Origin of the sequence: Thalassobacillus cyri (genome assembly GCF_900107755.1) — a bacterium.
In the GTDB taxonomy this organism is placed as follows: Bacteria; Bacillota; Bacilli; order Bacillales; family Halobacillaceae; genus Thalassobacillus; species Thalassobacillus cyri.
Window position 1 is genome coordinate 55,397 of sequence record NZ_FNQR01000019.1, and the last position, 21,060, is coordinate 76,456.

The window sequence follows — 21,060 nt, forward strand, 5'->3', positions numbered from 1 at the left end:
TGGTTCCTCCCTATTTTTCTGTTACAAGTGGTAAATAATATTCTTCTACAAATGATGTTTCTGTCGCCCCTTCTTTAAACTTTTCATGAGCGATTACATCCTTCAGCATTGGGATGTTCGTTTTTATTCCTTCTACCTGATAGTTTTCCAGCGCTCCTTTGAGGCGGTCGATCGCTTCATTGCGGTCATTCCCGTAGGCAATCAGCTTAGCGATCATAGGATCATAGAATGGGGTAACCTTCGAGTCTTCCGCTACCGCCAATTCGTGACGGATCCCATCCCCTTCAGGGACCTTGAATTTGGTCAGTTGACCGGGAGAAGGGAAGAAACGGACAGGGTCCTCTGCATAAATTCGAACTTCGATCGCATGTCCTTCCCTTTGGATATCACCTTGTTCGAAAGAAAGCGTTTCGCCATTGGCTACGCGCAGCTGCTGTTCCACCAAATCGATACCTGTGATTTCTTCTGTGACGGGATGTTCAACTTGTAGTCTTGTGTTCATTTCTAAAAAGTAGAAATTCTCATCCTTATCAACTAAAAATTCGATGGTACCTGCGTTTTTATAACGCAGCGCTTTTACGGCCTGAATAGCGGTATCGCCCATCTCATTCCTGGTTTTTTCGGACAAAAATGGGGAAGGTGCTTCTTCGACCACTTTTTGATGCCTGCGCTGAATCGAACATTCTCTTTCAAATAAATGGATGGTATTTCCATGTCCATCAGCAAGTACCTGAATCTCGATATGCCGTGGGCGAAGGATTTGTTTTTCTAAAAACATCGTCCCATCACCGAAGAAGGTTTCCGCACGTTTGGAATTCCCTTCGAACGCTTTTTCTAACTCCGTATCATTATTGACAGCCTGCATGCCGATGCCCCCACCGCCAGCAGCCGCCTTCAGCATAATCGGATAGCCGAATTCGTTGGCATATGCCTTTGCTTCTTCCACGTCCGACACCGACTGGTCGGTACCAGGTACGATTGGAACTCCCGCTTCTTTCATCGCTTGCCTGGCAGCGACTTTATCTCCCATCTTAGCCATTACTTCTTCAGATGGGCCGATGAATGTAAGTCCCGCTTCCCGGCATCTTCTTGCGAATTCCGCGTTCTCACTTAACAACCCATATCCTGGATGAATGGCTTCAGCTCCTGACTTTTCCGCTGCCTCAAGGATGTTGTCGATATTCAAATAAGATTCATTCACACGCGGTTTTCCAATCAGGTAACTTTCATCCGCCTGTTTTACAAAAGGAGCATACTGATCCGCTTCTGAATAGACAGCGACCGTTGCTATATTCATTTTTTTACATGTTCGGATGATTCGAGCAGCTATTTCTCCACGATTAGCAATCAATATTTTTTGGAACATGAACACTCCTCCTTTGGTTTACGATTTCGATTGTAATTTTTCCAAAGCTGTTTCACGAAGTTTGAACTTTTGGATTTTACCACTGGCCGTCATTGGATATTCATCCGTAAATTCGATATAACGCGGGATTTTATGCTTGGAAATTTTCCCTTCACAAAATTCACGGATATCTTTTTCTGTGATGGTTTTGCCTTCTTTTGGAATGATCCAGGCCATGATCTCTTCCCCATATTTACTGTCTGGTATACCGACCACCTGAACATCAAGGACATCTGGATATTGATAAAGGAATTCTTCGATTTCACGAGGGTAGACATTTTCCCCGCCACGAATGATCATATCTTTGATACGGCCAGTGATCTCTACATAACCATCTTCGTCCATGACACCAATATCGCCGGTGTGCAGCCACCCTTCTGTATCAATCGCCATTTGAGTGGACTCTTCGTTCTTATAATAGCCTTCCATGACAAGATAGCCACGCGTACATAACTCCCCAGGCACACCGGCTTCTACTTCCTTGTTGGTGCTTGGATCAACGATTTTAACTTCTACATTCGGATGTGCTTTCCCCACCGTGCTCACGCGGCGTTCAATCGTATCGTCGGTACGTGTCTGTGTGATAACCGGAGAGGATTCCGTCTGTCCATAAGCAATCGTGATTTCTTCTGCCCCCATTTTATGGATGACATCCTTCATCACTTCCATCGGACAGGAGGAACCTGCCATGATACCTGTTCTGAGAGATGCAGTATTAATACTGTCGAATTTAGGGTGGTTCAACTCCGCGATGAACATCGTTGGCACCCCATGAAGAGCGGTACATTGTTCACTTTCTACCGCATGGAGCACTTTTTCAGGATCGAACTGCTCTAAGATTACCATCGTCGCGCCTTGGGTCACACAGGCGATCGTACTCATGACGCAGCCGAAACAGTGAAAAAATGGCACCGGGATACAGAGACGATCTTCTTTTGTCATTTTCATCGCTTCTGCTACTTGTTTACCGTTATTGACAATGTTGTAATGAGTCAGCATGACACCTTTCGGGAAGCCGGTCGTGCCTGAAGTGTACTGCATGTTAATGACTTCATCGTAAGACAATATCGCTTTCCGTTGTTTCAATGCTTCGTCTTCTACTTCCTTGCCCATATCCATCAGATCCTGCCATTTGTAGTAGCCATTGTATTCCTTCTCACTCAATACGATTACCCGCTTCAGGTTGGGCAGTTTTTCACATTGGACGTCCCCTTTTTCTGAAATCTCAAGTTCCGGACAGACCTCTTTCAAAATATCGATGTAAGAAGCACCACGGAAAGTTTCTGCCAAAATCAATGTCGTGGTATCGGATTGTTTCAACAGATATTCAAGCTCCTGGGCACGGTAATTCGTATTGACAGTAACCAAAACTGCCCCCATCTTTCCTGTTGCGAACTGGGAAATCAGCCATTCCGGTTTGTTATCTGCCCATATGGCAACATGCTCCCCTTTTTCAATTCCCATAGCCATAAAACCTTTGGCCGCTTCATCCGTTATTTCGTCCAATTCTTTATAGGTTTTACGAAGGTTCAACTCTGGATAAACGAAAGCTTCATGATCTGGAAGTGCTTTTGCTTTTTCCTCTAAAATCTCACCGACAGTCTGTTTTAATAAAGTCATATAGTTCCTCCTCGCAATAATTTAACACCCTAGCTGACGAGCGATGACCAAACGCTGGATCTCTGAGGTTCCTTCCCCGATTTCCAACAGTTTAGCGTCACGTAAGTACCGTTCCACTTCATATTCACGCATATAACCGTAACCCCCGTGAATCTGTATCGCCTGGTTGGCAGATCGGAAAGCGGTTTCAGAAGCGAACAGTTTCGCATAAGCTGATTCCTTGGTGAATGGTTTCCCCTGGTCTTTCAGCCATGCTGCTTTCATTGTAATATTCCTTGCAAGTTCAACTTCCATTGCCATATCGGCAAGCTTGAACTGGATAGCCTGGAAGTTTGAAATCGGCTGCCCGAATTGCTTTCGTTCTTTTGCATAAGCAAGCGCCCGGTCGAGAGAAGCCTGTGCTACTCCGACAGCAAGAGCAGCGATTGAAATCCGCCCACCGTCAAGGGTGTATAAAAATTGACCAAACCCTTTTTTTGGGTCTCCTAATATATTCTCTTTCGGCACCCGGACATCCTCCAAAATGATTTCTGAAGTATTGGATCCTCGGACACCCATTTTGTCATAGTTGCTATTGATCGTAAGTCCTGGCGTGTCGGCAGGTACGATAAATGCAGAAATGATATTTTTACCATCATCGCGTTTTCCTGAGACAGCTGTGACCGTAATGGAGCGGGCATATCCAGCGTTTGTAATCCAGCTCTTTTCTCCATTGATGACATATTCATCCCCATCTAATACTGCTCTTGTCTGTGTCCCTCCTGCATCAGAACCTGCATTCGGTTCCGTAAGTCCGAATGATGCAAGGCCTTCTCCTTTTGCTAATGGCACCAAAAATTCCTGTTTCTGTTCTTCCGTTCCGAAATAATAGATTGGGCTCGCCCCAAGCGATACCGCTGCAGCGTAACTTAGACCTGTCGAGCCACAGATCCGGCCGATTTCTTCGACTGCTAAAGCATAGGTGACGGTATCTCCTCCAGCTCCTCCGTATTCTTCTGGAAACGGAATACCCAAGAGGCCAAGCTTGCCCATTTCCTTAAATATATCGTCTGGAAAATCCGCATTGACATCAATATCAATAGCTCTCGGCTGAATAACGTCTTCAGCGAAATCCCTTACCATTTTACGGGTCATTTCCTGTTCTTTCGTCAATTCAAAATTCATAATGCTCCCCCTTAAGGATTCTATTATTTAGAGACCGACTGGTTGGTCTGTATTGCTCAAAATATAATGTAAGCGGTTACTTTTCATTAGTAAAAAAAGGGCGTTCAAGCATTTGAGACTGCAGGTTTTCTTCATGTACCGAATTGGTTGTCAACACGGCATGCAGGATAATATCGACATAGACATCTGCGATTTCATCGATGGTATATTTGCCGTCCCGGCTGTACCATTTATAAATCCAATTGACCATACCGAGAATTGCCATTCCTGTGATTTCCATTGGCAGTTCTTTTCTGAAGTCGCCGGTCTCCTGACCTTCTTCGATCACTTGGAATACCATTTGCTTGAATGCATCACGCTTACGTTTGATTTGTTCTTCATATTCAGGTTTCAGGTAATTACTTTCCTGGTAAAAAACTGAGATGTGTGGTTTGTACAAGTCAAAAACTTTAACAAATGCCTTAATGATTGATTGGATTTTCTTGATGGGAGATCTGTGGATTTCATTGGCTGCTTTTGCTTCCTTCAAAACATATGTAATGAATGTATCGTGAATGACGAACAATAGCTCATCTTTCGATTGGAAGTGATGATAAAACCCACCCTTTGAAGTGTTTGAGGCTGCTACGATCTGGTTGACTGTAACCCCATGAAAACCTTTTTGCTCAAATAATTCAAGCGAGGTCCTAAGGATTGTCTCTCTTAACTCCGCCATACATCATCCCCTTTCCCGCTGGACATTTGTCACAATTTTATCACATTTTTCAGAAATTACAAAGACTTTTTGAATGAGAACATACAAAAACATCCAGGCAGCTGCCTGGATGTTTTTTGCACTTAGGTAAGTAATGCTGTATTAAGAGCTTTCACTTTCTGCATCGAAAGGTTTTTCGTATTCATTTTTAACCCAGGAGTCAATGACATTCCCGCTTTGGTCGGTGTCGACGATGTAAGAACCATTGCTATAGCGGTCATTGGCTTTGTATTGCATTGGATTGACCGTCAATACTTCCCCGTTGTCACTTTTCACTTGCAGTTCCTGACCTGAGGCCATCAAATGCATACTTACGATTCGGTGTGGGTTCTTTTTCAGTTCCCTTAACATGACTACACCTCGTTTAGCGCGGGAGCTCTGTTCAAATTCCTTGAGGCGCATCCGCTTCAATGCTCCCCGGTGAGTCACAATAACGATCGACGGGTCGGATAAATCATCGAAAACCTGGCCGGAGATGACTTGCTCGCCCTCTTTCAAGGTAATGGCCTTCACCCCTGCAGCACGCTGCCCGACAGTTTTCACTTCGCTTTCATGATACCAAAGTGCGTAACCCTTATCAGAAGCAATAAAAATATCCGAATGACCATTGGTTACATGCACGTTCGTTACTTCATCATCACCTTTCAGGTTGATAGCTACTAGCGGCTTTGAATAACGCTGGGCTTCATAAAGCGATAAATCACTCTTCTTTACCATGCCATTTTTCGTGAAGAATAACAGGCAACTCTCTTCTTTGAAGTCCCTTACAGGGTAGGCGGCTACTATTTTTTCATCTTTATTAATCGGAACCAGATTGGCAATATGCTGTCCAAGATCCTTCCACCGGATATCGGGGATTTCATGGACAGGGATATAAAGGTAATTGCCCTTATTGGTAAACAACAGCAGCTTGTCAGTCGTATTGATTTCTATCAACCGGAGGAGGTGGTCACCATCCTTGATGGCAAAATCCTCTCCGTTAGAGGCGGCATAAGAACGAAGGCTTGTCCGTTTTACGTATCCGTCTCTTGTTACAGACAAGATGATATCTTCACTGGCTACCATGACTTCCAGGTTAATTTTCAATTCCTCAATTTCTGCCTGAATCTCGGTGCGGCGATCGTCGTTGTATTGCTTCTTCAATTTCTTCAGGTCGGTTTTGATTACTTTCAATAATTTCTTTTCATCAGCTAAAATCTCTTCTAAATATGCAATCCGGTCCCTCAGTTCCCCAGCTTCTTTTTCTAAAGCTGTAATATCCGTATTCGTCAGCCGGTACAGTTGCAAATTGACGATCGCTTCTGCCTGTTCATCCGTAAAATCATAGGACTGAATCAAGCGTTTTTTGGCATCTTGTTTATCTTTTGAAGCGCGAATGGTCGCGATTACTTCATCCAGTATCGAAATGGCTTTAATCAGGCCTTCCACGATATGGGCGCGTGCTTTCGCTTTCTTAAGGTCATACCTGGATTGTCTTGTCACCACTTCTTTTTGGTGAGCAATATAGGAGTCTAAAATTTGATGTAAACTTAGCAATTGAGGTGTTTTATCCTTAATGGCTACCATATTGAAGTGGTAAGTGATCTGTAAATCGGTGTTTTTATAAAAATAATTCAAAACACCTTCACTATTAGCCTCTTTCTTCAACTCTATGACAATGCGAAGCCCGGTCCGATCTGTTTCATCACGGACTTCCGCAATCCCTTCGACTTTACGGTCGATACGAAGTTCATCCATCCGTTTGACGAGGTTCGCTTTATTGACTTCAAAAGGAATTTCATCAATTACGATTTGCTGCCTGTTCCCTTTGATATCCTCAATCATTGCTCTCCCTCGTAATATGACCTTGCCTTTACCTGTCTCATAGGCCTTCCGGATGCCGTCTTCTCCCTGGATGATCCCTCCAGTTGGAAAATCAGGTCCTTTCAGCCTGGTCATCAGTTCACTTGTCGTAACTTGCTGCTTTTCGATTTTCATGATGACAGCATCAATCACCTCACCGATGTTGTGAGGCGGGATGTCGGTAGCGTATCCGGCTGAAATACCCGTAGACCCATTGACCAGCAGGTTCGGAAATTTAGCAGGTAAGACTACTGGTTCCTCGATCGTGTCATCAAAGTTCGGAATGAAATCGACTGTTTCTTTTTCAATATCCCGAAGCAGTTCGGACGAGATGCTCGATAAGCGTGCTTCCGTATAACGCATCGCTGCCGGAGGATCCCCGTCGACACTTCCGTTATTTCCGTGCATTTCAACTAAGTTCTTCCGTACCTTCCAATCCTGGCTAAGCCGCACCATTGCATCATAAACAGAGGTATCACCATGGGGGTGGTAGTTACCAATTACCGTACCGACTGTCTTCGCTGATTTACGGAATGCCTTATCATAGGTGTTCTTTTCTTGATGCATCGCATACAGGATTCTTCGCTGTACGGGCTTTAAGCCATCACGGGCATCCGGAAGCGCTCGTTCCTGTATAATGTATTTACTATACCTTCCGAAACGGTCGCCGATGACCTCCTCTAAAGGTAAATCTAAGTAATTCTCCACTTCCGCCAAAAGAATATCCTCCTCTAGTTCTGAATTTTATCGTTTTCAAGAATGTTGACTTCATCTTCCATACCGAAAGCGACGTGCGATTCTATCCATTTCCTTCTTGGTTCGACTTTATCTCCCATCAACGTTGTAACACGTCTTTCCGCACGGGCAAGATCATCAATGGTGACCCTTATTAATGTCCTTGTAGCCGGGTCCATTGTCGTTTCCCAGAGCTGGTCTGCGTTCATCTCCCCAAGACCTTTGTACCGCTGGATGATGTAGCCATTTTTAAATTTTTTGACTGCCGCATCCATTCCTTCTTCATCCCAGGCGTATTCTATTTGTTCCTTTTTACCTTTTCCTTTAGAAATCTTATAAAGCGGCGGTAGCGCAATGAACACTTTTCCTGCTTCTACAAGCGGCCGCATATACCGGTAAAAGAAGGTCAGCAGTAATACCTGGATATGAGCGCCATCGGTATCGGCATCGGTCATGATGACGATTTTATCATAGTTGCAATCTTCTAAATCAAAATCTCCCCCGACACCTGCTCCGATCGTATGGATAATCGTTGAAATTTCTTCGTTTTTAAATATATCGGCAATTTTTGCTTTTTCTGTATTGATGACTTTGCCTCGCAGTGGGAGGATCGCCTGGAATTTACGATCGCGGCCTTGTTTTGCCGAGCCACCCGCTGAGTCGCCCTCTACCAGGTAAAGTTCGTTTTTCTTCGGGTTACGGGATTGAGCCGGAGTCAATTTCCCGCTTAACATCGTTTCTTTCCGTTTCTTTTTCTTTCCAGTGCGCGCATCTTCCCGTGCTTTACGGGCTGCTTCCCGTGCTTCTTTAGCACGTATCGCCTTTTTGATCAATAGACTTGCGATATCCGGGTTCTCTTCCAGAAAATACGATAATTTGCTTGAAACAATGGCATCAACAGCTGATCTCGCTTCTGAAGTCCCTAACTTACTTTTCGTCTGCCCTTCGAATTGCAGCAGTTCTTCCGGTATACGGGCAGAAACAATAGCTGTGAATCCTTCACGAATATCATTGCCTTCTAAGTTTTTATCCTTTTCTTTCAATAGGTTCGTTTTACGGGCATGATCGTTGAAAATACGTGTAATGGCGGTTTTTGCTCCAGACTCATGGGTGCCGCCATCTTTGGTACGGACATTATTGACAAAGGACAGCATGCTTTCGGCGAAACCGTCATTGAACTGGAAGGCAAAGTCAATTTCTATTCCATTCTGCTCTCCTTCAAAAGCAACCACTGGATGGAGCGTATCTTTTTCTTCGTTCAAGTAGCTGACAAAAGCTTTTAATCCTTCGTCATATTGATAACTTTCCTCCATGTCTTTACGTTGGTCGATCAACCGGATTTCTACGCCTTTTAATAAAAAAGCAGCTTCCCTTAACCGCTCCGAAAGCGTCTCAAAGTTAAAAGTTGTCGTCGAGAAAACAGAAGGGTCGGGTTTAAAAGTGATGATTGTTCCGCTTTTCCTTGTTTTCTTTTTCTTATCCAGCGACGTGACCGGAATACCCCCGTTTTCAAAGCGCTGGACATAAGTCTGCCCGTCACGGTGGATGGTCACTTCCAGCCATTCTGATAAAGCATTTACTACGGAAGCCCCGACACCGTGAAGTCCACCGCTCGTTTTATAGCCTCCCTGGCCGAACTTTCCACCGGCGTGAAGGATAGTCAAGATCACTTCCGGAGTTGGCTTCCCCAGTTTATGCATGCCCGTCGGCATACCTCTTCCTTCATCCTCGACCGAGACGCTGCCATCTTTATGTAAGATGACAGTAATCCGGTCCCCAAAACCGGCAAGGGCTTCATCCACTGCGTTATCTACGATCTCATAAACTAAGTGATGGAGACCACGATGATCCGTGCTGCCGATGTACATCCCCGGCCGCTTCCTAACCGCTTCTAATCCCTCTAAGACCTGTATTGAATCATCTGAGTATTGCTGTGATTGTTTCACCACTATGACGACGTCTCCCTTCTTCCTTGTCTATCTGTTTTTATAATAGAACAAATGTTCGAATGTGTAAACGACTATACATATCTGCTTGTTCTATTTTAGCCTTTTTAACGAAAGACGCAAGTAACGTTTTCCTTTAACAGTAAAAAATCCCTGCATGCACAGGGATTTCTTTAGCGGTTTCAAGCTGTATTTGTTACATCAGTACAGCATGGGCGACTTTCAGACACATATCCATCATGACGGTAAAATCATGGTCTTTCAAGTAATCATAGGCTTCATCATCCATAACTCCCTGCTGAGCCCAAAATATTTTCGCATCGGTCTGGGCCGCTTCCTTTGCCAGAGCAGGCAAATGTTCGGATCGCCGGAAAACATTGATCATTTCGAATGGTTCTTCAACATCCAGCAGCGAAGCGTAGGCTTTTTCACCTAATACGCTGTCAACCATCGGATTGACAGGAATGATGCGATAGCCGGCATCCTGCATCTCTTTAGAAATCTGATAAGAGGTGCGGTATTCCTTATCGGAGAGACCTACCACTGCAATCGTTTTGGTCTCCTTCAGTGCTTGCCTGACCGTTTCATTATCCGGGTGTTCGTATGCCATAAAGTTTCCTCCTTTACAAGATTCCTTCCTTCTCTAAAAATTCACGGGCTACTTCTTCTGGATCCATATCCTCTTCTTCAACTTTATAATTCATTTCCCTCATTTGATCACCGGTAATCTTTTCACCAAGCTGATTCAATATTTCTTTCAGTTCCGGATATTTATCGATCGTTTCCTGTCTTAATAACGGAGCACCCTGATATGGAGGGAATAGTTTTTTATCATCTTCAAGTACCCGCAGGTTCATGCCTTCGATATAGCTTGCAGTCGAATAGGCATCGATGATTTCCACCTCTCCTTTTTCCAATGCTCCCTGTCTTAATCCCGGGTCCATCGTTTTTACTTTTCCAAATTCCAGGTTATAGAGTTTTTTGATACCCTGATAACCGTCTTCCCGGTCTTTGAATTCAAGTGTGAACCCTGCGGTCACCTGATCTGCGATTGGTTTTAAGTCACTGATGGCCTTAAGATTATATTGCTTTGCAAATTCCTGCGTAGTTGCAAGTGCATAGGTGTTATTGAATTGCATCGGTTGCAAATAGGTCATGTTGTATTCTTCCGCAAGCCCTTTGGCTGCTCTCTGATAGACCTCTTTCGATTCATTACTTTCGGCCTGCTTTTCTAACAGACTGACCAGCGCTGTACCCGTAAATTCCGGATAGATATCAATGCTCCCTTCCTGCAATGCAGAAAATACAACATCTGTTTTCCCTAAATTAGGGACCAGCTCAACGTTCAGATCGGTTTCTTCCTCGATCATCAATTTATACATATTGATCAGAATTGTAGGCTCTGCTCCAAGTTTTGCACCGATTTTAATATCCGGTTTGGCACTCCCGCCGAATGCGAGCGGTCCGACAGCGATTAAAGCGGCAATCACTAATAGACTGACAAGAGAACGGAAGCCCGATTTGGCTGAAGTGCGTTCGAATAGCCGTAAAACCAAATCCAGTACGATAGCCAATAGAGCGGCAGGTATCGCACCTAACAAGATTAAGTTTAAATCCCCCCCTCGATCTAAACCAAGCAGGATGATTTCACCTAAACCACCAGCTCCAATCAGAGCCGCAATCGTAGTGGTACCGACAATAAGCACCATCGAGGTCCGAATCCCTGCCATAATGACTGGCATAGCCAGTGGAAGCTCGACACGGGACAACCGGCGAAAAGAACTCATTCCCATCCCGGTAGCAGCTTCTTTCAAAGCGGGGTCGACTTCCTTGATGCCTGTATACGTGTTTCGTAGGATAGGTAATAGTCCGTAAGCTGTCAAAGCGATGATGGCAGGTGTCTGGCCGATTCCGAAAAAAGGAATCAAAAATGCCAGTACTGCAAGGCTTGGTATGGTTTGCAAAATAGCAGTCAAACCGATGATCGGCTCAGCTATCTTTTGATTTCGAGTTAAAATCAAACCTAAAGGCAAAGAAATTAACGTTGCGATTACCAGAGCGATAATGGATATCTGCAAGTGCTCCCATATGGTTGGCCATAATACATCCTGGCGCTGTTGGAAGACGTTTAAAAACTCGTTCATGATCGCACCACCCCATTTTCTGTAGAAACTTTCTCTTTCAGGTGTAGTACGATGTCACGATAAGATAAAGTCCCGATTAATTGTTGTCCTTTGACTACCGGTAAAAGCTCTTCTTCATGCTCCTCAAAAATATCCGCAGCTTTTTTCAACGGCATGTCGTTAGTAAGTACAGGCAGTTCGACTTTCTCGCCATACTTTACCGCTCCGGCGTACTTGCCCGCATCATCTTGTATAATATACGTTTTATTAGCCTCAAATTTTCGATTTTCTAATTCATTCTGGGAAATCACGCGGCTGCCCGTTTGGTCTGCGATGACGTCTACAGCTGTCTGCCATGGAGATTTCCGGTTTCCGATGAACTCTTTAACAAATTCATTTTTCGGATGAAGAATCATATTCTGGGGTGTATCGAGCTGCACGATTTCCCCTTCTTTCATCAGACATACACGATCCCCTAGAGCTAAAGCTTCGTCCATATCGTGGGTAACAAATACAATCGTTTTTTGTATTTTTTGCTGCAGCTCCCGGATGTCCTGCTGCAACTTTTCTCTGCTGATAGGATCGAGCGCGCTGAAAGGCTCATCCATCAAAATGATGTCAGGGTCAGCAGCAAGGGCACGGATGACACCTACACGCTGCTGCTCTCCACCTGAAAGTTCATCCGGTTTACGTTTGCGATAGGTGGCCGGGTCCAGGCCGACCATTTCCATCAGCTCATCAATTCGTGAAGAGATGTCTCCCTTTTTCCATTTTTTCATTTCAGGAACAATAGCTATATTCTCTTCGATTGTCATATGCGGAAATAAAGCTATCTGCTGTAACACATAGCCGATATTCCAGCGAAGTTCATGGATGTTGAACTCCTTGATATCTTTATTATGTATGAAGATAGAACCCTCTGTCGGACTGATCAATCGGTTGATCATCTTCATCGTGGTCGTTTTACCGCACCCACTTGGCCCGACCACAGTCAACAATTCCCCTTCACCTACGGAGAACGTCAAACCTTTCAATGCAGTCGTGCCATCGGGATAGGTTTTGGTTACTTCCTTAAACTCAATCATTCTTATACCCCCAGTTGACACATGTTGACATAGTTATACCCATTTACCTTTAGAAGAAAACATCTGCGGTTATACATAAGCAGATTTCAGTTCTTATCTTGAGCTTTCAGATTGTCATCAAGAATTTCCCACGCCTTTGCTGTCGCAAACCGCTGACTCCAGGCTGCAACCCCTGCCAAATCTACCCTGCTGCAACTGCCGCTCTCCGTTCCAATGACTGCTCATCTTCCAGCCACATCGTATAAAACACTTCCCCCCTCTTCATGCCTTACTGCCCTTTGTTCTGTATCTGGATCATACTTCGGCCTTCCTATACATGCTCCGGCTTGGCGATAATGATAGCCTGAGCTTCTTCATCGACTACGATATATTTTTCCAGTTGTGCTTCAATGATGGAAAAAGGAAGGTATAGTTTTTTTGATGAACGATAGCAGCTGCCTGTTCTATTTTTTCATAATCCACTATAGCTGATGATCCTCTCCAATTCTATTTGTTTGTCTGAAGGCATAATATATAATATAAGAACGCCGGTCATAAGCAGGATAATGACAGTTATATAGATGAACTTTCTCTATTTTTTTGGATGTCTGCATGTCTAACCCCCTTTCGTCATTCTATCGAAGATAGTTAGAAAAGAAAGCAATATTTTTTAAAAAGATAGTTCTTATGTAGTATCCGGCATGCTAAAATAAAAGTGTATCAGGCAAACAAAGGAGTTTTAAAATGGAATACATCATTTTTGCTATCATCGCTTATCTTTTAGGTTCAATTCCTTCTGGTTTGCTAGTAGGAAAACTCGGCTATGGTATTGACATCCGGGAGCATGGCAGCGGTAATCTCGGTGGTACGAATACCTTCCGTGTCCTAGGTAAGAAAGCCGGGCTGTTCGTGACTATTGCGGACATCCTCAAAGGGACGCTTGCAACTGTGCTTGCTGTAATTTTCACTCCGGATATCAATCCATTGATCATTGGTATTGTTGCTGTTATCGGCCATATGTACCCTATATTTGCCGGATTTCGAGGCGGGAAAGCGGTCGCGACTTCGGGAGGGGTCATCCTTGGTGTCAACCCGCTCGTATTCGGGATCATGATCGCTACATTTTTCGTGATGCTTTATTTGACGAAATATGTATCTTTATCCTCCATGATAACAGGTGTCGTGTCCATGACTGTCAGCTTCTTCTTAGGGGATCTGGGGTTATTCATTGTCATTACACTTCTTACCTTGTTCGTCATATACAGACATCGTGCAAACATTAAGCGCATCCTCAATAAGACCGAACCTAAAATAACCTGGATGTAAAAAAGAAGCAGCTTGCCTGTTATAGGCTAAGCTGCTTCTTTTTTGTTGCCTGGGAAATTATGATATGCATCCAGTTCTAATGCATAGAACGTGTTTGTGCCGAGGTCACCACACTAGAACTACTTCTTTGAAAGTACTTCGCAGAAAAAGACAAAGTCCTTTTTGAGGAGGTGGCGTTTTCATCGGCCCGCGCCTTTGTGCTTTTGTTCCTTAATAACCGTATTCCCAATCTATTTCTTCTTCTTTAAACCCGACCAGTGAGATAGCTTTATAATTGCTTTCATTTTGAACGTCAACTGCCGGATAATCACTTACACTTAAGGCAGGATCAATCTGGCTTCGTTCGACTTCTTCTAAAACGATATATTTATTACCATGGTCTAATAATACAGCTGTCCCTGTCACATCAACCACTCCTTTAATGTTTGTCTTTATTATAATATTAAGCAGTATAGAACTATATATATTTGTGAATTAATTCACAAAGATGTCAGATTTTCAGACTAAATGACAGAAACATATTATAGCCCGTTAAAAATATGGTATTATCGTAAGAGGTTTATTCCAACTAAACTTATCAATTCAATTACCTTATCGCTACATAGTTCTAAGCAAGTAGTTGTATAATAATTTTCACATCATGTATACTTTGAATTATACGAAACACCGCTATGGCTTGAAAGGAGTCAAAGTTATGTCTCAAATTAATATCAGGAATAAAAAACTACTACCTTCCAAAAAGGAACGACATAAATTATTCGGTTCCAGCGACCCTGGACCAAGAACGAAACCTATTGAGAAAGAGCAAATGGTTGATTTGCAAAATTCAAAACAGGACTTCCTGTTTAATATTGATACGGTCGGGATTTCAAATGTAAAACACCCTATTCGTATCCCCAGTCAATTGACGCCGGAAATACAAACCACTATAGGCACGTTCACTTTTGGGTCTTCTATTACTCAGGATAGCAAAGGAACAAATATGAGCCGGTTTACGCAACAGCTTGATGAGTACCACCAAGAAGGTTTTGCCATCGATCTGACGACCTTGAAAAAATTCACTAAAGAACTGGCTGCCCGGTTAAAGCAAAAGGATGCAGAAGTGGAAGTCAATTTCCCGTGGTTCTTCGAACGAAAAGGGCCAGCTTCTGATTTAGCAGGTATGAATCATGCTGATGCTTTTATGAAAGTCAGCTATCATCAAGAAACCGGACATGATATTGAAGTAGGTTTGACAGCTACCATCACTACCCTTTGCCCTTGTTCGAAAGAAATCAGTGAATATAGCGCCCATAATCAACGAGGAAATGTCTCCATGTCTGTGAAGTTGACAGAAGACTTCAATGATCAGGAAACCGATTGGAAAGCAGCTTTATTGGAAGCCGCAGAAAGTAATGCCAGTGCAAGAATACACCCGGTACTGAAGCGGCCCGACGAAAAAATGGTAACGGAGCAGGCATATGAAAATCCTCGCTTTGTTGAGGATGTCGTCCGCCTAGTCGCTGCAGATTTATATGAATATGACTTTGTGGAGAGTTTTAAAGTTACGTGTCGTAATGAAGAATCGATCCACCTTCATGATGCAATTGCAAGCCTGTCTTACGATAAAAATGATGAAGGCAATTAAGGCGGGAGTAGAATGAACTATATTTTCATCGGCCTGATCCGCTTCTATCAAAAAGTCATTAGCCCTATTAAACCTCCCACGTGCCGCTTCTACCCCACATGTTCTCAATATGGGTTGGAAGCTTTTCAACGGTTCGGTTTTTTGAAAGGATTTTATTTGACAGTGGTCCGGATTGCCAAGTGCCAGCCGTTTCATCCAGGAGGATTCGATCCTGTCCCAGATAAAAAAGAAAAATAAAGCAGGCTTTCTTCAGCTTGTTTTATTTTTTCCAATACTCCAGTTAAATCTGAGAAATTTCACAGGATAGGGGTTGAGAGTATGAACATTGAAGTAACAGAACAAGCAGCAAAATGGTACCAGGACGAATTAGAACTTGAGAATGAGGTATCTCTCCGCTTCTTAGTCCGCTATGGCGGTTCAGGCGGACTGCAGCCAGGGTTCTCTTTAGCTATACAATTAGAAGAGCCTGTTGAACCGCATGCTTCAACAGAAGTTAACGGTATTACTTTTTTTGTTGAAGAGTCAGACGCATGGTATTTTGATGATAAATCATTGAAAGTAGACTATAACACCACCTGGGAAGAACCGGAATTTAACTATGTAGGATAGAGAAGCTAATTGCTTAGGATAGTTTTGTTTGAGGAATAAAATAGAAAAAGCATTAAATTGGCCTGCAATTTAATGCTTTTTTATTGTCTTATTTAAATTAAACCTTTTAGTCGATGTTGAAGCGTTCTATCTGTGCCCGGATACCTTCAGATTTGAGAATCCTTGCCTGGACATCACCAAATAAATCATAATGAGGGAATCGCTCATCTTGATGAATCCACTGGGGTTTCAGTCCATATTGATCGCCCCATCGTTCCAGTTTTTCCAGATCACGGCAGCCTACTTTTGTAACCGTGTCGCAGCCTGGAAAACGATCATCCAGCCAAAAATGAGTGAGAAACGCAATTTCTCCCCGACTCACCTGTTCCTTCCACTGCCTCAATTCATTCCGGTTTACTCCGAATGCCATTTTCAGCGCTCCAATGCATTCGTGTAGGCTTCATGCCATTCCGGAAAGGATCTGCGAATCGATACCGGCCGAAAGCTTCCTTCTCTGACTATGACATGTTTAGTGCTGCCAGAAACAGCAAGTTCCTGTTGCTCATTGAAAATTTTGTAGCCATACGTAATACGCAGGCCATCATAATCCTCCAGCCACGTTTCCACATTAGCAGCTTCCCCATATCTTACCGGCTTCTTAAATTGTACATTTGCGTCTACTACTGGTGATACCACGCCTTGATTTTCTATCTGATGATATTTGAAGCCCAGCGCTTCGATAAAATCTGTACGCCCAAGCTCAAACCATACTAGATAATTAGCATGGTATACAACGCCCATCTGGTCTGTTTCCTGGTACCTTACTCGGATCGGTGTTTCTGTCTTCTTCATATCAAAACTCCCCCTGTACTGTGTTCCACGCTTGTTCAAAGTCGCTCTTAACTAAAAGATCCATGGAAGATTCTCTACTGTCTTCAATCCGGAGCGCCTGGAACTGAATCGCTTCGTTGATCAGATTATTAACAAACCGGCCATTGCCTTTCACTTCTTCTTCTTGGAAACGCGTAAATAAGAACGCTTCCGCTTCTCTTTCTATATGATACTGGTAAAAAGATGACTGATATTTTGTCATAGCAAGCAACTCTTCCGGGTTATAGTCAGGGAAGTGGAAGTATTTTTTAAACCTTGTTGTCAGGCCTGGATTGCTGTTCACTAATTGTCTCATTTCGTTTTGATATCCAGCTAAGATGACTACTAAGTTTTCATTATTGCGGGTCATTTCATCGACGAGTGTTTCGATTGCTTCTTTACCAAAATCATCCCGGCCGCCATTATATAGAGAATAAGCTTCATCAATGAATAAAACACCACCCAGTGCTTCGCGAATCTTTTTCTTTGTTTTCATAGCTGTCTGGCCGACATAGCCAGCAACAAGGTCACTACGCGAGACCACGATCATATGACCACGCTTCAACAAGCCGCATTGCTTTAATACATTAGCGTATATAGCAGCAACTGTCGTCTTCCCCGTTCCTGGATTTCCTGTGAATACCGAGTGCAATTGAACAGGTACATGAGGAAGATCCTTATCTTTCCTCTCTTGTTGGATCTTAACAAAAGCAGAGAGCTTTTTCACCTCATCTTTTACGTTCCCTAAACCAATCAATTCCTCCAGCTGGTGTATCGGTGATTCATTATCTGTTTCTTTTTCATTTTCAAGATGCACATCTTCTTTGGTTAGACGCATATGGTCAATCCATTCGTGATGATCTTCCCCTGATAGATTGGCACTCTTATTGAAGATGATTTTCAATACAAGGTTTTTGACGGTACGGGCATTTCCGAAGGAGTCATCGACCCGGTGTTTATCGATAAGGGTTTCTAATTGTTTTAATCCTCCAACAGTAAAAAAGTAGTCATTTTCAATCGCACTGATTTCTGCTATCTCCAGCAGCTCACTCATCTGGTAATCAGGAAGCTCGATATGGTTTTGTTCTGGAAACCGGCTTCTGAGGCCAGGGTTCGACCACAAAAACTGTCTCATTTCTTCCGGATAGCCCGCCAGGATCACCGCAAACTTTCCACCATATTCTTTACTGGTCATCGCAGAAACAAGGGTGTCAATGACAGCTTGGCCATAATCGTTGCCTGTTTGGCCTTCTCTGCTTAAGCTGTATGCTTCATCGATGAATAAAACACCACCGGTTGCTTGCTTTACATAATTCATGGTGTTCTCTTCACTTTGTCCGATATACGCGCCTACGAGATGAGAACGATTAACTTCTACTACTTCTTTTGTTTCCAAAATACCTAGTTCGTAATAGATATTTGCCAATAATCTGGCCAGGGTGGTTTTTCCCGTACCAGGATTGCCTGTCATAATCATATGAAGACCAGGCTCATCCACCATGCTGAAGCCCAGGTTTTTTCTTTGTTGCTGATATTTTAAATAATGATAATAACGATGGATATAGCTCTTTACATCCTTTAGCCCGATCATATTATCCAATGCTTCTAATGCATACTGTCGTTCGGATCCAGTTAAAAATGCTGGAAGGCGCTTGAAAAGCTCATCATTATAATCACTTAATACTTTTGTTTTTTCATTAATTGCACTTACCGGCAAGCGAATCCGTCTATTCTCAATCGTTTCCATCGCTTCTTCAAGAATAGTTTTTAATTCAGTGAGTTGATGATAACTCTCCTGGTATAGTTTCAACCGGCCACTTGCTGCGTCGACAATGTCTTTTTCCACTAACTCAGGATCCCAGGCTTCCAATAGCCGGTTAACCTGTTCATGGATAGTATTCGCTTTTTTCACTTTCGCAGTTTGGTGATCGGTTTCATGTAATACCCAGTCTTCAAAACGTGTTTCGCGAAGCCGATGATGGACCTTCATCACTTTTTTAGCCTCGTTCAATTGGGTTAATAAAGGATGGTTATGTTTCAATGCTTTTGTCTGTGCAATGAAAAAATCAGCCAGCTGATCTTCTTCTGGATGACGTCTGATTCGGTGATACGCTAAGGTCACGTATAGGAGCGCTTTAAAATCTTGTTCATTTTCCGCAACATCGTTCATCAGTTTCAAAGCTGTTGTTTCCGAAATTGGAGGTTGTTTATCTATTGTATTCCATTGTTGTAACTCTGATTTAACCATATTTACGTCCATAACGCCCCTCCTTTAGATTCATTGGTTTATTTTATCATACCTGGAGTTTTATGTAGACGCCCGTGCACATAATAAAAAACGCCCTTTCTGGATTGAAAGGACGTTTCCCATTATTGCTGATTATGACGGGCTTCATCTTTGATTTCACTACGCATAGCATTAATAGATTCTTCCCGTCGCTTGTTTTTCTCTGCGATTGCACGCTTTTCTTCTTCATTTGCCATAGGATAGGCATCATGTGAATCCTCGATATTTTCAATGGTATCCTGCACCATATGCTGTAATTTTTCTACATTATCACTGCGGTCATCAGGATTTGGATGTCGTTGCTTTTCTGTCATAACAAAACCTCCTATTTCTTCCCTTTTGTCTGGATAACTTTAGGCTCTTTATCTGTTTTCACTTCCATTTTCTTACCATTATTCACTTCAGATTCCCGTGGCTGTGTACCTAAATGACTCGGTGTGAAAGCTTGAGCGTGTTTTTTCGGATTGCTCATCACTAGAACCTCCTTCTATCTCTCACGAATAATATTTGCAAACATCCATGCTTTTATGCTGAAAAATAAAAAAAGCAAAGCCTATCCTTCTGGAAGGTTTGCTTTTTTCTGCTTTATGAAGAACGTAACTTCTGGTGGTGCCGTTCATCGATTTTTGTTTCGATTTTATTGATCAGCTCGTGGTCAGATAAAATTTGTTTTCGGTTTTCTTTTACTAAGTCCTGGAAATTAGGTTTACGCCTTTTAGCCATGGGAATCTCTCCTTTTATTAGCAAGGATTCCCTATTCCGATAAGAATATACATTACTTTAATTTATCTTTCATCTTTACCATAAAGTCATATGTCATTGGACCAACTTGCCGAGGTTGCTGGACGACACCATCTGTGCCGATGAAATAAGTGGTCGGGATGGTGATCGCCTGATACTCCGAACTGACCTGATTTTTTTTATCAAGCGGAACCTGGAAAGTATAGCCTTCCTGTTCCAGGTACTTTTTTACCTCGTCCATGCTTGTTTCAGTGGTAGTTGCGTTCACTGCAACGATTTCTACTTCATCTCCATACTCTTCGTAAAACTTCTGCATTTCAGGCATTTCTTTCTTACAAGGAGGACACCAGGTGGCCCAAAAGTTAAGAAAAACCTTTTTTCCTTGCAAGTCAGACAAACGGAGGGTTTCCCCTTCTACGGTTTCCAATTCAAAGTCTGGAGCCTGCTCACCCTCTTGTATACCTTTCGGAGTGTTGGGAGGCATTATCCCTGTTCCTTCCTGACTTGTATCACCTGACACATTATATTCATTTGGTCCGTTCGTTTCGTCGTTTCCATTATCTGTAAAACTGTAGATGGCATAACCGACCAAGCCTAAGACCAGGATACTTATCCCCAAACGCTTAATCATGGTGTTCACTTCCTTTACGTATGTAACCTTGCTTCCATATTGATAATAAGATTGCTGGCTATAAAAGTAAAGAAGGTTGTTTACGCTTTAAATAATTTGCACTTTAGTAATGGCTCGTTAAATCTCATCGTTGATTTTCAATTGCTGAAGACTCAGTTTCGAGACTTTAGGTTGCAATGATAGTGGCTGGGAAAACGGATCGCTTTCCGTGGGCATGTGCTGAGCTTCCTCAGGCTTTGAAATGACCCCTTAATATTGGACACTTTTTAATTCAAGCAGTTAACTGGGCACGTTCTCGGTATTTGACGGGACTCATGCCACTTAACCTGGATTTGAT

The 21,060-nt window shown here is 43.0% G+C and carries 21 protein-coding genes; 4 read left to right on the plus strand and 17 right to left on the minus strand.

Annotated features, from left to right (window positions below; translation table 11 throughout):
• Positions 1-10: 10 nt before the first annotated feature.
• The 9 genes from BLV00_RS18000 to BLV00_RS18040 form a co-directional block, all read right to left on the minus strand.
• Complete coding sequence (locus BLV00_RS18000; RefSeq protein WP_093046346.1) at positions 11-1,366, minus strand: acetyl-CoA carboxylase biotin carboxylase subunit; 1,356 nt, start codon at positions 1,364-1,366, stop codon at positions 11-13.
• Between the two features lie 18 nt (positions 1,367-1,384).
• Complete coding sequence (locus BLV00_RS18005; RefSeq protein WP_093046347.1) at positions 1,385-3,025, minus strand: AMP-binding protein; 1,641 nt, start codon at positions 3,023-3,025, stop codon at positions 1,385-1,387.
• 21 nt (positions 3,026-3,046) lie between these two features.
• Positions 3,047-4,189, minus strand: a complete 1,143-nt coding sequence (locus BLV00_RS18010; RefSeq protein WP_093046348.1) for an acyl-CoA dehydrogenase — start codon at positions 4,187-4,189, stop codon at positions 3,047-3,049.
• Between the two features lie 76 nt (positions 4,190-4,265).
• Positions 4,266-4,904 carry a TetR/AcrR family transcriptional regulator gene (locus tag BLV00_RS18015; protein WP_093046349.1) on the minus strand — a complete coding sequence of 213 codons (639 nt, stop codon included), beginning with the start codon at positions 4,902-4,904 and terminating at the stop codon, positions 4,266-4,268.
• Positions 4,905-5,045: 141 nt separating this feature from the next.
• Positions 5,046-7,502, minus strand: a complete 2,457-nt coding sequence (gene parC / locus BLV00_RS18020; protein WP_093046350.1) for a DNA topoisomerase IV subunit A — start codon at positions 7,500-7,502, stop codon at positions 5,046-5,048.
• Positions 7,503-7,516: 14 nt separating this feature from the next.
• Positions 7,517-9,469, minus strand: a complete 1,953-nt coding sequence (gene parE / locus BLV00_RS18025) for a DNA topoisomerase IV subunit B (protein WP_093046351.1) — start codon at positions 9,467-9,469, stop codon at positions 7,517-7,519.
• 193 nt (positions 9,470-9,662) lie between these two features.
• The gene (locus tag BLV00_RS18030) at positions 9,663-10,076 is read right to left on the minus strand and encodes a CoA-binding protein (protein ID WP_093046352.1); all 414 of its coding nucleotides are present in this window, start codon (positions 10,074-10,076) and stop codon (positions 9,663-9,665) included.
• 13 nt (positions 10,077-10,089) lie between these two features.
• On the minus strand, positions 10,090-11,610 hold the full coding sequence (locus BLV00_RS18035) for an ABC transporter permease/substrate-binding protein (protein WP_093046353.1): 1,521 nt from the start codon (positions 11,608-11,610) through the stop codon (positions 10,090-10,092).
• Positions 11,607-12,674, minus strand: coding sequence for an ABC transporter ATP-binding protein (locus BLV00_RS18040; RefSeq protein WP_093046354.1), 1,068 nt, complete (start codon positions 12,672-12,674; stop codon positions 11,607-11,609). Before BLV00_RS18040 ends, BLV00_RS18035 begins: the two co-directional genes overlap by 4 nt.
• 723 nt (positions 12,675-13,397) lie before the next feature.
• On the opposite strand from BLV00_RS18040, the gene plsY reads away from it, so the two are divergent.
• Complete coding sequence (gene plsY / locus BLV00_RS18045) at positions 13,398-13,979, plus strand: glycerol-3-phosphate 1-O-acyltransferase PlsY (RefSeq protein ID WP_093046355.1); 582 nt, start codon at positions 13,398-13,400, stop codon at positions 13,977-13,979.
• Positions 13,980-14,189: 210 nt separating this feature from the next.
• On the opposite strand, the gene BLV00_RS18050 is transcribed toward plsY, so the two are convergent.
• Positions 14,190-14,384: a hypothetical protein gene (locus BLV00_RS18050; RefSeq protein ID WP_093046356.1), complete on the minus strand. Its 195-nt coding sequence runs from the start codon at positions 14,382-14,384 to the stop codon at positions 14,190-14,192.
• A 289-nt stretch (positions 14,385-14,673) separates the two neighbouring features.
• Here BLV00_RS18050 and folE2 point away from each other — a divergent pair, with 289 nt between their 5' ends.
• The 3 genes from folE2 (at position 14,674) to BLV00_RS18065 (ending at position 16,215) form a co-directional block, all read left to right on the plus strand.
• The gene (gene folE2, locus BLV00_RS18055) at positions 14,674-15,606 is read left to right on the plus strand and encodes a GTP cyclohydrolase FolE2 (RefSeq protein ID WP_093046357.1); all 933 of its coding nucleotides are present in this window, start codon (positions 14,674-14,676) and stop codon (positions 15,604-15,606) included.
• Between the two features lie 12 nt (positions 15,607-15,618).
• Complete coding sequence (gene yidD / locus BLV00_RS18060) at positions 15,619-15,843, plus strand: membrane protein insertion efficiency factor YidD (protein WP_093046358.1); 225 nt, start codon at positions 15,619-15,621, stop codon at positions 15,841-15,843.
• Between the two features lie 81 nt (positions 15,844-15,924).
• Entirely contained in the window at positions 15,925-16,215 is a 291-nt protein-coding gene (locus BLV00_RS18065; protein ID WP_093046359.1) for a HesB/YadR/YfhF family protein, read from the plus strand.
• Positions 16,216-16,321: 106 nt separating this feature from the next.
• Here BLV00_RS18065 and BLV00_RS18070 read toward each other — a convergent pair whose 3' ends face one another.
• From BLV00_RS18070 to BLV00_RS18100, 7 genes are all read right to left on the minus strand, one after another.
• A complete protein-coding gene (locus BLV00_RS18070; protein WP_093046360.1) occupies positions 16,322-16,624 on the minus strand; it encodes a hypothetical protein in 303 nt (100 codons plus the stop codon).
• A gap of 2 nt (positions 16,625-16,626) precedes the next feature.
• Positions 16,627-17,046, minus strand: coding sequence for an acyl-CoA thioesterase (locus BLV00_RS18075; RefSeq protein ID WP_093046361.1), 420 nt, complete (start codon positions 17,044-17,046; stop codon positions 16,627-16,629).
• A 1-nt stretch (position 17,047) separates the two neighbouring features.
• Entirely contained in the window at positions 17,048-19,324 is a 2,277-nt protein-coding gene (locus BLV00_RS18080) for an AAA family ATPase (RefSeq protein WP_245729013.1), read from the minus strand.
• A gap of 110 nt (positions 19,325-19,434) precedes the next feature.
• Positions 19,435-19,665, minus strand: coding sequence for a small acid-soluble spore protein Tlp (tlp, locus tag BLV00_RS18085; protein ID WP_093046362.1), 231 nt, complete (start codon positions 19,663-19,665; stop codon positions 19,435-19,437).
• A gap of 11 nt (positions 19,666-19,676) precedes the next feature.
• Positions 19,677-19,823, minus strand: a complete 147-nt coding sequence (locus BLV00_RS18090; protein ID WP_062446020.1) for an acid-soluble spore protein N — start codon at positions 19,821-19,823, stop codon at positions 19,677-19,679.
• A gap of 113 nt (positions 19,824-19,936) precedes the next feature.
• On the minus strand, positions 19,937-20,074 hold the full coding sequence (locus tag BLV00_RS18095; protein WP_093046363.1) for an FbpB family small basic protein: 138 nt from the start codon (positions 20,072-20,074) through the stop codon (positions 19,937-19,939).
• Between the two features lie 52 nt (positions 20,075-20,126).
• Entirely contained in the window at positions 20,127-20,723 is a 597-nt protein-coding gene (locus tag BLV00_RS18100; protein ID WP_093046364.1) for a redoxin domain-containing protein, read from the minus strand.
• Between the last annotated feature and the right edge of the window lie 337 nt (positions 20,724-21,060).